Here is a 14,495-nt window from a genome sequence, read left to right as displayed (position 1 = left end):
CTCAGTGAATCGAAAGTATCCCGTTGATTACAATATACTTATATCTGTATTGGTTCTTGTGTCCATAGGTGTTGTGATGGTATTTAGCGCAAGCTCTGCAAATGCGTATTACCAGTACCATGATTCATTCTATTTTTTGAAGCGTCAGCTTTTGTGGGCAATTATCGGCTTCTTTGCTATGACATTTATGATGAATTTTGATTATCATAAATTGAAGAAGCTGTCAAATGGGTTGTTGATATTGTCCATAATTTTACTTATAGTGGTATTGCTTCCAGGAATAGGAAGTACAAGGTACAATTCTACCAGATGGATTGAAATAGGCGGATTCACTCTGCAGCCGTCAGAAATAGCTAAATACGCCATAATACTGTTTTTTGCAAAATATTTTGATAATAACCCTAATTATGCAAAAAGCTTTAAAAAGGGAGTCCTTCCTGTACTATTGATTGCCGGAATATTCTTTTTACTCATTATGAAGCAGCCAAATTTCAGCACTGCTGGTACAATATTTATCATTTCCATAATAATTTTATTTGTGGCGGGTGCAAAATTATCATTTATGGCGACGTTGTTTGGAGTTGGTGGCTCTGCAGCTATTATCGTTGTGACCAGCATAAAGTACATAAGGCAAAGGGTGTTTACTTTTTTAAATCCTTGGCAGGACATAAAAGGGCATGGCTATCAAATTGTACAGTCGTTGTATGCTTTAGGTTCAGGTGGGCTTTTTGGAGTCGGTTTAGGCAGAAGTCGTCAGAAGTTTATGTATCTGCCAATGCCACAAAACGACTTTATTTTTTCAATAATCGGTGAAGAGCTTGGCCTTATTGGAACAGCTTCTATACTGCTGCTTTTTCTGTATCTTATAATAAGAGGCCTTAGAGTTGCGGCAAAAGCTCCGGATGTATTTGGATGCCTTATCGCTACAGGTATTGTAGGTGTGATCGGCGTTCAAACTTTGATAAATGTTGCAGTTGTAACTTCATCAATGCCAGCTACTGGTGTGTCTTTGCCATTTATCAGTTATGGTGGGACATCTACAGTCTTTATGATGGCTGCAATGGGCATATTATTGAATATATCAAGGTACGCAAACATGGATAGGAGTTGATGAAATGAGGTACTTATTGACAGGTGGCGGTACAGGTGGTCATATATATCCGGCAGTGGCGATTGCAAATGAAATCATGCGAAACGAAAAAGATGCAGAGATATTATTTGTTGGAACAGAAAATGGACTTGAAAAAGAGTTGGTGCCAAAGTCAGGTTATACCCTTAAAACGATAAGGGTAAAAGGATTTAAGCGAAAATTATCAGTTGATACGATAAAGACTATTAAGATAGCTTTCGATGGTTTGATAGATGCAAAAAAAATAATAAATGATTATAGACCAGATGTAGTAATTGGAACAGGGGGATATGTGTGTGGTCCTGTAGTCATGACAGCAGCCATTATGAAGATACCAACGCTTATTCATGAGCAAAATGCTTATCCGGGACTTACAAATAGGATACTTTCAAGGTTTGTGGATATTGTGGCCGTTGCATTTGATGAGTCAAAAAAGTACTTTCGAAATAAAGGCAAAATCTTTGTGACAGGTAATCCCGTTAGAATGGAGATTTTGAATGGAGATAGAAAAAAGGCATTGAGAAAATGGGGCTTAGATGAGACGAAAAAAGTAGTGGTTTCTGTAGGAGGTAGCAGAGGGGCTGCCAAAATTAATGAATACATGGTTGAAGTGATAAAAAAGGCGAGAGAAGAATTTCAGGTTCTCATGATAACAGGAAAAAATCAGTATGACAGTGTAATAAAAATGATCAAAGATTACGATATAAGATTAGGAGAAAATATTAAGATAATTCCGTATTGTTATGAAATGGGTGATATCTATTCAATTGCAGATGTAATGGTGTGTAGATCAGGTGCAATCACACTTGCAGAATTGTTAGCCACATCAACTGCATCGATTTTGATTCCGTCTCCAAATGTTACTCACAATCATCAAGAGTACAATGCAAGAGTTCTTGAAAAAAATGGTGCAGCTTTGGTGATTCTTGAAAAAGACTTAAATGGAGATGTTTTGCATAAAAAGATATTATCTATCGTAAATGACTCCAGTAAGCTTAAAACCATGAAAGCTAATGCAAAAAAGTTATCAAAGATAGATGCTGCCAATGAAATTTATAGGCTTGTTTGTAAGCTAAAATAGGCGATGTAACCTCCTGAAGCATAAGCGCATATTATGAATTGTACAGCTTAACAGGAGGTGATAGAATGGGATGAAATATGTCATTAAAGGAGGAAATAGATTAAAAGGTGAGGTACGGATAAACGGTGCGAAAAATTCTGTATTGCCGATACTTGCTGCAACACTATTAAACAAGGGTGTAAGTATTTTACATTCTTGTCCAAGATTAAAAGATGTTTATTCTATGATAGAAATATTAAGACACTTAGGCTGTACAGTAGAATTTGATGGGTCAGACATTATAGTAGATTCCAGTGGTATCATTGATTACCACATTCCAGACAGATTAATGAGAGCAATGAGATCATCCATTTTTTTGATGGGAGCATTGGTGGCAAGAAATAATGTTGCTCAGATCAGCTTTCCAGGAGGATGTGACATAGGGCATAGACCTATTGACTTGCACCTAAAAAGTTTAAAAAAGCTTGGCATATCAATAGATGAATCGTATGGATTTATCAATTGTGAAAGCAAGTCAATTTGCGGCAATGAAATACATCTTGATATACCCAGCGTTGGTGCAACTGAAAATATAATGTTAGCTGCATCCATGGCTGATGGAACTACAGTTATAGGAAATGCTGCAAAAGAGCCGGAGATAGAGGATCTACAAAATTTTCTAAATTCGATGGGTGCCAAGATTTCAGGTGCAGGTACAAATACTATTGTGATACGAGGCGTAAAAGAATTGCATGATACGGAATACACAATAATACCTGATAGGATAGTTGCAGGGACTTATCTTATTGCATCAGCTATTACAAAAGGAGAGGTAGTTCTTAAAAATGTGATTAAAAGACACGTAGATTCTCTTTTGTCAAAGCTAAATGAATGTGGTTTTAAAATATCACATGGCAATGACTTTATAAAACTTAATTCTACCGGTAGAGCCAAGGCAGTTGACATGATAATAACTCTCCCATATCCTGGTTTTCCAACGGATCTTCAGGCACAAATGGTTTCACTTTTAGCTACTGCGGATGGGACATCTATAATTACGGAGACTATTTTTGACAATAGGTTTAAATATACAGAGGAATTAGTAAGAATGGGTGCAGATATTAAAGTAGATGGGCGAATTGCGGTAGTGAAAGGAGTTGACAAGCTTACGGGAACAAATGTCGTTGCAAAAGATTTAAGAGGTGGTGCAGCACTGGTCTTAGCCGGATTAGGTGCTATTGGCACTACAATTGTAGAAGACATAGAACATATTGATAGAGGATATGAAGATTTTAGCGAAAATTTAAAAAATCTTGGTGCTGACATAGAAAGGACTATGTAAAACAGCCAATGCTGTTTTACATCATCTAAAATTTGTACAAGCATATGATAGAGGCGATGTATATGATGGAAGAAAGGCAGTATAAAAAGAAAAAGAGGTTTAGCGTTTTTATCGTATTTTTGTTTATTTTTGCAATTATACTTTATATAATTTTATTTAAAACATCATTATTTGATGTAAAAAACATATATGTCTATGGGACAAGATCAGTAGATAAGAGCGATGTCATAAGGTTGTCGGGGATAGAGATAGGTAGCAATACTCTGAAAATAAATAAATCAGCCGTCATTAAATCCATTATGAAGGATCCATACATTAAAGATGCGTCTATTAACATAATTTATCCTTCTAAAGTCGAAATAAAAATAGATGAAAGGGTATTGGCGGCTCAAATAAGCTATAAAGACAAATTTCTATATGTAGATACCGACTGTGTCGCAGTTCAGTTAGGTGATTACAACAATAAATTGCCAATATTAAAGGGAATCTACGTTGGAAAATTTGAGATAGGAAGCAAAATCAACAATTTAAGTAATAATAAGGACATAGCAAAACTATTGCCGTTAATATATAATAAGAATATATACAATAGTATAATTGTTAATGGTTCAAAGATTACATTAAAGACGGATTCAGGAATAGATGTAGTGTTGGAGAATGTTGATGACATAAGCTATTCATTAAATTTTTCTGAAAAGATATTGAACGATTTAGAGAAAAAAGGCTATAACAGCGGAAATATTCTTATAGTAAGCAATGGGAATCCAATTTATACGCCATAAGAAATGGAGGAAGTGCAGTGAAAAAGAGCTTTTTTGTTTCTATTGCTTTTGTATGTGTCGTTCTTGGAATAATGATATCAACACAGTTTAGAAATGTGAAAAACAGTGATAGCTTGACTGTGCAAAGAGCAGAGGAACTTACAAGTAAATTAAATCAAGTTCAGAAAGAGAGAGATGAGTTGAAAAAACAAATAAATGATTTAGAAGCGAAAATATCAAATTATGAAAATTCTGCAGCTAAGTCAAGCACAGTAACAAAATCTCTTAAAGATGACCTTGACAAATATAAAGAATTAGCGGGGCTTTCTGATGTTGAAGGACCTGGCATCATAGTTACAATAAATGACGGCAGTACACAACTTCAGCCCGGTGCTGATCAGAATGCTTTTTTAGTTCACGATGAAGACCTTCTAAATATAGTTAATGAGCTTAGAGCAGCGGGAGCTGAAGCGATATCAATAAATGACCAAAGACTTGTTGCGACATCTGAGATACGAATGATAGGTAATACTATCGATATTAATTCAGTCAGATTTACGCCTCCATATGTGGTGAAAGCCATTGGAAATCCAGATACATTGGAAGCTGCATTGCGACTTAAAGGTGGAATTATCGATACATTGTCAAACTGGGGAATTCAGGTTAACATTAAGCGTTCTGACAAAATATTAGTCAAAAAATATGACGGTGTTTTAACGTATAAATATGCGAAACCTTATGAAGGAGGGAATAATTGATGGCTTTAATTATCATTTTAAGTTTAGCTTTAGGACTTGCAATCGGCTTTTTCTTGCCAATTAATTTGCCTCCTGCATATACTTCATATCTTTCTGTTGCCATACTGGCTGCACTAGATTCTGTTTTTGGAGGAATTCGTGCCAGCCTTGAAAATAAATTCAATAATGCTATTTTCATTTCAGGCTTTTTTGGAAATGCTATATTGGCTGCAGTTTTAGCCTATATAGGTGATGTGTTAGGAGTTCCGATTTATTTGGCTGCGATTTTTGCTTTTGGCAGCAGATTGTTTACAAATTTTGCTTATATTCGGAGATACATTTTAAATAATTTTTCTAAAAAACAATAAGCTCCGAGGGGAGGAAAATTAATTGAATGAAATTATAACAGGTATTGATATTGGGACATCAAAAGTATGTACTATAATTGGCCAATGTGACAAAAATGGAGAGCTGAGGATAATTGGCATTGGAATGTATCCATGCAATGGCATGAAAAAAGGAGTCGTTGTTGATATAGAGACAACTGCTTTTTCTATTAAAAAATCTGTCGAACAGGCTGAAAGAATGGCGAATCAAAAGGTTACATCGGTTTATATTAAAATTCCCGGCGGTCTTACTGAAATATACAGAAATAGAGGCCTTGTAGCTGTAACAAGGGATGATAAAGAGATAACAGCACAAGATGTGGAAAGAGTGCTGCAAGCTGCTAAAATAATGGCTTTGCCATCTGATAAACAGATAATTGAGCTTATCCCTATTGAATACATAGTAGATGGTTATGGAGAAATTAAAGACCCTGTAGGTATGGCAGGGATAAGGTTGGAAGTTGACGCGGCGATTGTAACAGGTAGCTTGACAGCAGTACAGAATATGGAAAAATGTGTTAAAAAGGCTGGTTACACCATGTCGGGAATCATCGTAGAGCCATTAGCTACAGCAGAAGCAATATTGACTAAAGATGAGAGAGAACTGGGCGCAGCACTTATCGACATAGGTGCTGGTGTAACAGATATAGCAGTCTTTAAGTCTGGAAATTTAATATATACAGGCATGATACCTGTTGGCGGAAATCACATAACCAACGATTTGTCAATCGGGTTAAAGATTTCTTTTGAAGAAGCCGAAATTATAAAGAAGAAGTATGGTTCTGTGGTGAAGGTAGAGAATGATGATACAGTAAAAATAGCAAATATAGCAAATCATAGTTCTCAAGATACCAGACTTAATGATATAATAGATATTATAGAAGCGAGAGTAAATGAAATTTTGACGATGGTGTACGATGAAATGAGAGGTTCTAACGTTTTAGACCAGATTTCAACAAATATTGTAATAACAGGAGGCGGAATATCTTTTATAAAAGGCAGTCTTGATTTAGCAGAGAGTATTTTGGGTAAAAATGTAAGATTGGGTTTGCCTAATGCTATTGGAGTTTCTACGCCTGTATATTCAACTGCAGTAGGAATCGTCAAATATGTTTTTGCAAACCGAAAGTATCTATATAAAAAGCAAGTTGAGGTTCCGAAAGAAAGGGATCAAAAGAAAAGTGGGGTATTGTCAAAAATAAAAGACTGGTTTAATGATTTTTGGATATGATATGAGGAGGGTCTTATATGATAGGTATTGAAACAGATATGGAGCAGTTTGCAAATATTAAAGTTATTGGCGTCGGTGGTGGCGGTGGGAATGCTGTAAACAGGATGATTGAGGCAGGACTTAAAGGTGTGGAGTTCATTGCAATCAATACGGACAAGCAAGCACTTTACATGTCAAAAGCTGAGACAAAAATACAGATTGGCGACAAACTGACAAAAGGCCTTGGGGCAGGTGCAAATCCTGAAATTGGCAAAAAAGCAGCGGAAGAGACAAAAGATGAGATTGAAAAGATTATAAGCGGCGCTGATATGGTGTTCATTACTGCAGGTATGGGTGGTGGCACAGGTACAGGCGCTGCTCCTGTAGTAGCTGAGATAACTAAACAATTAGGTATTTTGACTGTTGGAGTTGTCACAAAGCCGTTTACTTTTGAAGGGAAAAAAAGAATGACACACGCTGAAATGGGAATAAGTGAATTAAAAAAACACGTAGACGCACTTGTCACGATTCCAAATGATAGGCTGTTGCAGGTGGCAGAGAAGAAGACATCAATGTTAGATGCGTTTAAAATTGCAGATGATGTCTTAAGGCAAGGTGTTCAAGGTATTTCTGACTTAATTGCTGTCCCGGGTCTTGTCAATGTTGATTTTGCTGATGTAAAGACCATCATGATGGAAACAGGTCTTGCACACATGGGTATAGGAATAGCATCTGGTGAAAATAAAGCCACCGAAGCAGCAAAGCAAGCGGTTCAAAGTCCACTTTTGGAGACGTCGATAGAAGGTGCAAGAGGGATATTGTTAAATATAGCCGGTGGAACTAACTTAAGCATATTTGAGGTTAACGAAGCAGCCAATTACATATATGAAACAGCGGATCCCGATGCAAATATCATATTTGGAGCAGTCATTGATGAAAGTTTAGAGGATCAGATTAGGATCACAGTGATTGCAACAGGGTTTGAAAAGAGATTTGAATCTGAAAAGAAACCAAAAATAGAAAAAGAACTTATAAAACAAAGCGATGTTAAAGACATAAATGAGGTTATAAAGTTTGACAACGACGACCTCGACATTCCTACTTTCCTAAGAAGAGGTAGAAAGTAAAAATAGAAACACCTTAATTAATGTTTTAATTAGGGTGTTTTTTTAATGCCTTTTTAACTACATTAATTAACATTAATGTATAAAATTCTTTAAAAAAATATTGATAACAGAGAAAATTTGATGCCAAATTATAACAATTTTATCGATATTTTTTTATTATAATAGGAATAAAGGGTTGCGGAATGAATATACATAGTTTAGGTAGTTTTTAAAGTTATTTGGAGTGATAGGAGTGTACGCCGATGTAATTTTTATCGAAAACTTGATCATAAATTATATAATTTTATATTTGACTAAGCGATTTTCCAGATCAAATACTAATAATGCAAAGTTAATTTTCTCGTCCGCTTTAGGCGCTTTGTATGTAATTCTAATATTTTTTTCTTTGCCTAATATAATTTATTCACTTACATTTAAAATAATAATATCTATTTTAATGGTGGCAATTGCATTTGGATTTAACAGATTTTATGAATTTATAAGAGTTTTAAGCATTTTTTATTTGGTTTCATTTATAATAGGTGGGACAGCTTTTGCATTGATTTACGTCGTGAATATAGGCATTAGACAGATCATAATAGCAGCACTATTTTTCGCAATACTTTTAACTTATATTGGTTGGGGGTACATATCAAAAAAGAATATAGAAAGCAATATTTTGTATAAGCTGCATATAGATATGGATAATAAAGGGAGAGATGTAAGGGCGATATTAGATACAGGCAATACGTTGCATGATCCTATTTCTAATTATCCTGTTGCAATAGTAGAATATGAAGCTGTAAAAGAATTGTTGCCAGAAAAATTAAAAAATGTGTTTGATTCTATGGGAAATGAATCTATATTTGAAATGACTAAAGTAGTAGATGATGATAAATGGCTTAAAAGGTTGAGATTAGTGCCTTTTAATTCTATTGGAAACGACAGCGGGATTTTGATAGGATTTATACCTGACAATTTGGTGGTTGAGGGATATAGAAAATCGCAAAAAAATGCGATTGTAGGAATATATTTTAAAAAGTTAAATGAGACTTCAGATTATGAAGCACTTATAGGTACAGAATTGCTAAATTGATGGAGGGATGATGCGGTGGATATTAAGACAAAAGTGAAAGTAACTATTCAGTTGGCAATACTAAAAGTATTGACAAAACTGAAAATTCGAGACTCGATCTTTTATGTTGGTGGCAGTGAGGCTTTGCCTCCTCCTCTTTCGGCAGAAGAAGAAATGTTTTTGATAACGAAAATGGAATCAGGTGATAATGAAGCTAAGTCAATGTTAATCGAGAGGAATTTGCGACTTGTAGTTTATATTGCAAAAAAATTTGAGAATACTGGAGTAGGCATAGAAGATCTTATTTCTATAGGAACCATTGGGCTTATTAAATCAATAAATACGTTCAATCCGCGCAAAAAGATAAAGCTGGCTACTTATGCATCAAGATGCATAGAAAATGAGATACTCATGTATTTAAGGAGGAATAGCAAGACCAGAATGGAGGTTTCGTTTGATGAACCACTGAATATTGATTGGGATGGGAATGAGCTTCTTCTTTCAGATATTTTAGGTACAGACAATGAGCTGGTGTATAAAATCATTGAGGACGAAGTTGACAAACAGTTGTTGACAAATGCATTAAAAAAGCTATCTGATAGAGAAAAACGAATTATAGGATTGAGGTTTGGACTTAGCGGTGGAACAGAAATGACTCAAAAGGAAGTAGCTGACTTATTAGGCATATCGCAGTCCTACATTTCAAGATTAGAAAAAAGGATATTAAAAAGACTCAAAAAAGAAATAAATAGATTAGTTTAAAATTGAATAAAATTTGCTCCGCAGGTAATACTTAAAATTAACCAATACATTTGGAGGATGGGCATATGAATAATAAAGTTGAGATCTGCGGAGTAAATACTTCTAAGTTACCTGTGTTAAAAGGAGCTAAGCAAAAGGAACTTCTTTTAAGAATGAAAAATGGCGATAAAAGCGCCAGAGAAGAATTCATAAATGGAAATTTAAGACTTGTATTGAGCGTTATACAAAGATTTAACAATCGCGGTGAGTATGTAGATGATTTGTTTCAAGTTGGCTGTATAGGCTTGATTAAGGCGATAGATAATTTTGATTTAAATCAGAACGTGAAATTTTCAACGTATGCGGTGCCAATGATTATTGGAGAGATCAGACGGTATTTAAGAGATAACAATTCTATTAGGGTTAGCAGATCATTACGAGATGTGGCATATAAGGCTTTGCAAGTAAGAGATAAACTTGTCAATGAAAATTCGAAAGAACCTACTGTTGGCGATATAGCGAAAGAATTAAACATGCCGAGAGAAGAAGTTGTTTTTGCTCTTGATGCTATACAAGATCCTGTATCACTTTTTGAACCAATATACCATGATGGCGGAGATGCAATATACGTGATGGACCAGATTGGCGATGAAAAAAACGTAGATGAAGTATGGTTGGAACAAATAGCATTAAAGGAGGCAATAAAGAAATTAAATGACAGAGAAAAGATGATATTGACGATGCGCTTCTTTGAAGGAAAAACTCAAATGGAGGTTGCGAAAGAGATTGGTATATCACAAGCTCAAGTGTCAAGACTTGAAAAATCAGCATTATCCCACATGAGAAAATATATATGACTTGCCTTATGGCAAGTTTTTCTATTGTAATTTGATAAAAATAACTGCATATATTTTTAGTATAAAGATTTTAAGGGGGAATCGGAATGTTTAAAACATCAGATTTAAGAGACAAAGACGTAATTGATGTAAAAACCGGCAAAAGGCTTGGAAATATAATTGACATAGAAGTAAACTTGGAGGAAGGCAAAGTAGACGGATTTATAATACCAGCCGAGACAAAAGGATTTAGACTTTTTGCAAAGGATCAGGACTTGTACATACCATGGCAATCTGTAAAAAAAATAGGAGAAGATGTTATACTAATTGATATTAATGAAGATGTAACACAAGTTTGACTATTTACATCAATTTTATTATAATTTTATTAGCAATTGTCGATGAAGAAAGTTTTTTGATCGGTTGTGACGAAAGGAATGATAATGTTTGAAATGTCCTTTTTGCGGTTATTTAGATTCTAAAGTGATTGATTCTCGACCTACCGATGATTCTACTTCAATAAGAAGAAGGCGAGAATGTATAAATTGCGGCAAAAGGTTTACTACTTATGAAAAAGTCGAGCAAGTTCCTATTCTGGTAATAAAGAAAGATTTAAGCAGAGAGTCTTATGACAGGGATAAAATACTAAGAGGCATGATAAAAGCTTGTGAAAAAAGGCCTGTTCCTATTCAAAAATTAGAAGAGCTAACGGATGAAATAGAAAGAGATATTTACAATTCTTATGAAAAGGAAATCACATCTGCTAAAATTGGAGAGATGGTGATGGAAAAGCTTAAAAATGTTGACGAAGTGGCGTATGTAAGATTTGCATCTGTTTACAGACAATTTAAAGACATAAACACTTTTATGGACGAGCTAAAAAAATTGCTGAATGATACCGAGGAGAAGAAATGAAGCTCTAATTTTGTACATGATGTACTTAGGAGGTGCAATTTTGGCACATACAATTCTTGTTATTGAAGATGAAGCCCATATTTTAGAGTTGCTAAGGTACAATTTAGAAGCACAAGGATATAATGTTGTTTTAACAGATAATGGCAAAGATGGCCTTGAAAAATGCAAAGAGACAAACCCCGATCTGGTTCTTTTAGATTTGATGCTTCCCGATATAGATGGCATAGATGTATGTAAAAAGTTAAAATCAGATGAACATCTTAAAAACATCCCTATAATTATGCTGACTGCAAAGAGCGAAGAAGTAGATAAGATATTAGGATTGGAACTTGGGGCAGATGACTACATTACAAAACCTTTCAGCATAAGAGAGCTGTTGGCAAGGATTAAAGTAGTGCTAAGAAGATCCAAAAATGAGTCTGAAGATAATGAGATCATCAAGTTTGGAGATATCACGATAGATACTGAAAAACATTTGGTTTATAAAGGCAATGAATTGCTTGATCTCACTTTAAAAGAGTTTGAGCTTTTAAAACTTTTATCAAAAAATCGAGGCAAAGTTTTGACTCGAGATTATTTGTTGGACAAGGTATGGGGATATGAATACGCTGGCGAAACAAGAACTGTGGATGTCCACATACGACATTTGAGAAAAAAGATAGAAGATGATGATAAACTTCCAGTATACATTGAAACAGTACGTGGGATTGGGTACAAATTAAAGGATATAGGTGAAAGTGATGTTTAAAAAACTGTACTACAGCTATTTTATCATAAGTTTTTTAGGCATCTTGGCAACATCATTTTTTTTTATTGGGAAAGTGTCAATGATAAGGCTTATAATCGGGATACTTTTTGGGCTGATTGTCAGCAATTTTTTTGGTTACAGGTTAATAAAAGGCATTGTTCAGCCTATAAATGAGATTACCGATGTTGCTAAAGAGATAACGAAAGGCAATTATGAGCACAGAATTGAGATAAAATCAATCGATGAGATTGGTCAATTATCGTTTGCCATAAATACTATGTCGGACAAGCTTCAAGAAACAATTGACGAGTTGTACGATAGAAATGCAAAGTTGGAAGCTATTTTAAAAAGTTTAGTAAATGGCGTCGTAGCTTTTGATGAAAATGAGAGAATTTTGCTTATAAACGATTCAGCTCGAACAATGCTTGGCATCAAGGACAATTATGCAGTTGGAAAACACATATTGGATGTTGTTAGAAATTCCAAATTTCACGATGTTTTGGAAAAAATTATAAAAGACAAGGGATATAATATAGATAACTTTGAGATTGACACATTTAACAAACATCTAAAAATATACTCCAGTCCAATCGTTCATCAAGTCACGCATAAAAAATTAGGGTTTGTTGTCATAATAAATGATATAACGGAAATCAGAAAGTTAGAAAAAATCAGAAGCGATTTTGTGGCAAATGTATCACATGAGTTAAGGACGCCACTTACTTCTATAAGAGGTTTTATTGAGACATTGAGGGAAGGTGCAATTGATAATATTGAGCGAAGGGACAGGTTTTTAGAGATCATCGAGTTTGAAGCTGAAAGACTTACGAGGCTAATAAATGATATTTTGACGCTTTCTGAGATAGAAAATTTGAAGGAAGGTTTTGTAAAAGAGGATATTGTAATTGATGAAGAAATCAATGAAATTTTTTACATCATGGAAAAGACTGCTGAAGATAAAAATATAAAGCTTATAAAAGATTTAAACTGCAAAGATGTTGTGATTAAGATCAGTAAGGATAGACTTAGACAGATGATCATCAATCTTGTTGACAATGGAATAAAGTATACTCCTGAAGGTGGATATGTGAAAGTCACTACAACTGATATGGAAAACAATATCGTAATAGAAGTAGAAGACAGTGGTATAGGCATATCAAAGGAGAATATACCAAGGCTCTTTGAGAGGTTTTATCGGGTTGATAAGGGAAGATCGAGAAAATTGGGCGGTACTGGACTTGGCCTTGCAATAGTAAAACACATTGTAGAATCAATGAAAGGCAGTATCACTGTTGAAAGTGAAGTCGGCAAAGGCACAAAATTTGCTATTGTTTTACCTAAAGATCAAAAATAGTACATGATTTTACATGATTTTAACACAGGCTTAATACAGGCTTTACAATAGACTGCTATACTGAAATTGTAAAAAAAATACGGAGGTGCAATTATGTCAAAGAGCAAAATAGCAAAAGTTTTGTTGTCTGTATTGATGGTTTTAAGCGTGTTTTTGTTTTCTGCATGTGGTCCAAATACTAATAATTCTGGATCATCTAATCAATCTAATAGCAGTCAAACCAGCAGTCAAGATATTTCTGGCACTGCAACAGCAGTCGGTTCTACTGCTTTACAGCCTTTAGTAGAGCAAGCAGCAACATTATTCAATCAAAAATATCCTAATGCCACTATTAATGTACAAGGCGGTGGAAGTGGTACTGGTTTGACACAGGTAGCGCAAGGTGCAGCGGACATAGGTGATTCAGACATATATGCAGAAGAAAAATCAGGTATTGATACAAAATCATTAGTAGACCACAAAGTAGCGGTTGTAGGTTTCGCGGTTATTGTTAATAAGGATGTCACGGTAGATAATCTGACGCAGCAGCAATTGGTTGATATCTTTACAGGTAAGATAAAGAATTGGAAAGAAGTTGGAGGACAGGACGAACCTATTGTTGTAGTAAATAGACCTACAAGTTCAGGCACAAGAGCTACCTTTAAAAAGATAGTATTAGGTGGAAAAGATGAAGTTCAGGGGGAAGCATTGACAGAAGATTCAAATGGAACGGTGAAGAAGACAGTCGCTGAAAAGAAAGGTGCAATAAGCTATGTTGGTTTTGCTTACGTAGATGACACTGTGAAGACGCTGAAATACAATGGTGTCGCACCAACAAAAGAAAATGTCATAAATGGCACCTATCCAATAGCATCATATGAGCACATGTACACTAAAGGTGAGCCTAAAGGCGTAGTCAAAGCGTTCTTGGATTTTATGATGTCAGATGAAATTCAAAAACAAGTTGCCGAAAAGCTTGGCTTTATAAACATAAATGACATGAAAGTAACTTTAAAGTAAAAATGATGATAAGTGTTATTAAGGAGGAGCTAGTTTATTACTAGCTCTAATTTTAATAAAGTTTATTAGAAACTTAACATAAAATTAACATGAATT

General features: G+C 34.7%; 16 protein-coding genes. All 16 read left to right on the top strand.

Going from position 1 to position 14,495, the window contains the following annotated elements:
- Window positions 1–4 precede the first annotated feature (4 nt).
- The 16 genes from spoVE to HNR52_RS00210 all read left to right on the top strand — a co-directional run bounded on the left by spoVE (window position 5) and on the right by HNR52_RS00210 (window position 14,399).
- Window positions 5–1,111 (top strand): stage V sporulation protein E, encoded by a 1,107-nt coding sequence (spoVE, locus tag HNR52_RS00285; protein WP_435619361.1) that lies wholly within the window; start codon window positions 5–7, stop codon window positions 1,109–1,111.
- Between the two features lie 4 nt (window positions 1,112–1,115).
- Window positions 1,116–2,210, top strand: coding sequence for an undecaprenyldiphospho-muramoylpentapeptide beta-N-acetylglucosaminyltransferase (murG, locus tag HNR52_RS00280; protein ID WP_435619360.1), 1,095 nt, complete (start codon window positions 1,116–1,118; stop codon window positions 2,208–2,210).
- A gap of 70 nt (window positions 2,211–2,280) precedes the next feature.
- Window positions 2,281–3,531: a UDP-N-acetylglucosamine 1-carboxyvinyltransferase gene (murA, locus tag HNR52_RS00275; protein ID WP_013787840.1), complete on the top strand. Its 1,251-nt coding sequence runs from the start codon at window positions 2,281–2,283 to the stop codon at window positions 3,529–3,531.
- A gap of 62 nt (window positions 3,532–3,593) precedes the next feature.
- A complete protein-coding gene (locus HNR52_RS00270) occupies window positions 3,594–4,313 on the top strand; it encodes a cell division protein FtsQ/DivIB (RefSeq protein WP_435619359.1) in 720 nt (239 codons plus the stop codon).
- Window positions 4,314–4,330: 17 nt separating this feature from the next.
- On the top strand, window positions 4,331–5,050 hold the full coding sequence (locus HNR52_RS00265) for a DUF881 domain-containing protein (protein ID WP_013787842.1): 720 nt from the start codon (window positions 4,331–4,333) through the stop codon (window positions 5,048–5,050).
- Window positions 5,050–5,397 carry a small basic family protein gene (locus tag HNR52_RS00260; RefSeq protein ID WP_013787843.1) on the top strand — a complete coding sequence of 116 codons (348 nt, stop codon included), beginning with the start codon at window positions 5,050–5,052 and terminating at the stop codon, window positions 5,395–5,397. Before HNR52_RS00265 ends, HNR52_RS00260 begins: the two co-directional genes overlap by 1 nt.
- A gap of 22 nt (window positions 5,398–5,419) precedes the next feature.
- Entirely contained in the window at window positions 5,420–6,646 is a 1,227-nt protein-coding gene (gene ftsA, locus HNR52_RS00255; protein ID WP_435619358.1) for a cell division protein FtsA, read from the top strand.
- A 17-nt stretch (window positions 6,647–6,663) separates the two neighbouring features.
- Window positions 6,664–7,752, top strand: coding sequence for a cell division protein FtsZ (gene ftsZ, locus HNR52_RS00250; protein ID WP_013787845.1), 1,089 nt, complete (start codon window positions 6,664–6,666; stop codon window positions 7,750–7,752).
- 223 nt (window positions 7,753–7,975) lie between these two features.
- On the top strand, window positions 7,976–8,827 hold the full coding sequence (gene spoIIGA / locus HNR52_RS00245) for a sigma-E processing peptidase SpoIIGA (RefSeq protein WP_435619357.1): 852 nt from the start codon (window positions 7,976–7,978) through the stop codon (window positions 8,825–8,827).
- Window positions 8,828–8,842: 15 nt separating this feature from the next.
- Window positions 8,843–9,568: an RNA polymerase sporulation sigma factor SigE gene (gene sigE, locus HNR52_RS00240; protein WP_435619356.1), complete on the top strand. Its 726-nt coding sequence runs from the start codon at window positions 8,843–8,845 to the stop codon at window positions 9,566–9,568.
- Between the two features lie 65 nt (window positions 9,569–9,633).
- Window positions 9,634–10,404, top strand: coding sequence for an RNA polymerase sporulation sigma factor SigG (gene sigG / locus HNR52_RS00235; RefSeq protein WP_435619355.1), 771 nt, complete (start codon window positions 9,634–9,636; stop codon window positions 10,402–10,404).
- 86 nt (window positions 10,405–10,490) lie between these two features.
- Window positions 10,491–10,742: a YlmC/YmxH family sporulation protein gene (locus HNR52_RS00230; protein ID WP_013787849.1), complete on the top strand. Its 252-nt coding sequence runs from the start codon at window positions 10,491–10,493 to the stop codon at window positions 10,740–10,742.
- Window positions 10,743–10,830: 88 nt separating this feature from the next.
- A complete protein-coding gene (nrdR, locus tag HNR52_RS00225) occupies window positions 10,831–11,298 on the top strand; it encodes a transcriptional regulator NrdR (protein ID WP_013787850.1) in 468 nt (155 codons plus the stop codon).
- Between the two features lie 40 nt (window positions 11,299–11,338).
- Window positions 11,339–12,046: a response regulator gene (locus HNR52_RS00220; RefSeq protein WP_435619354.1), complete on the top strand. Its 708-nt coding sequence runs from the start codon at window positions 11,339–11,341 to the stop codon at window positions 12,044–12,046.
- Window positions 12,039–13,400, top strand: coding sequence for a two-component system histidine kinase PnpS (gene pnpS / locus HNR52_RS00215; RefSeq protein WP_013787852.1), 1,362 nt, complete (start codon window positions 12,039–12,041; stop codon window positions 13,398–13,400). Before HNR52_RS00220 ends, pnpS begins: the two co-directional genes overlap by 8 nt.
- A gap of 93 nt (window positions 13,401–13,493) precedes the next feature.
- On the top strand, window positions 13,494–14,399 hold the full coding sequence (locus HNR52_RS00210) for a phosphate ABC transporter substrate-binding protein (protein ID WP_435619353.1): 906 nt from the start codon (window positions 13,494–13,496) through the stop codon (window positions 14,397–14,399).
- Window positions 14,400–14,495: the final 96 nt, after the last annotated feature.

This window comes from Thermoanaerobacterium thermosulfurigenes (genome assembly GCF_051201035.1).
Taxonomy (GTDB): Bacteria; Bacillota; Thermoanaerobacteria; order Thermoanaerobacterales; family Thermoanaerobacteraceae; genus Thermoanaerobacterium; species Thermoanaerobacterium thermosulfurigenes.
Note: the sequence above shows the minus strand (reverse complement) of the source record. Positions and strands in the feature narration are given on the sequence as shown.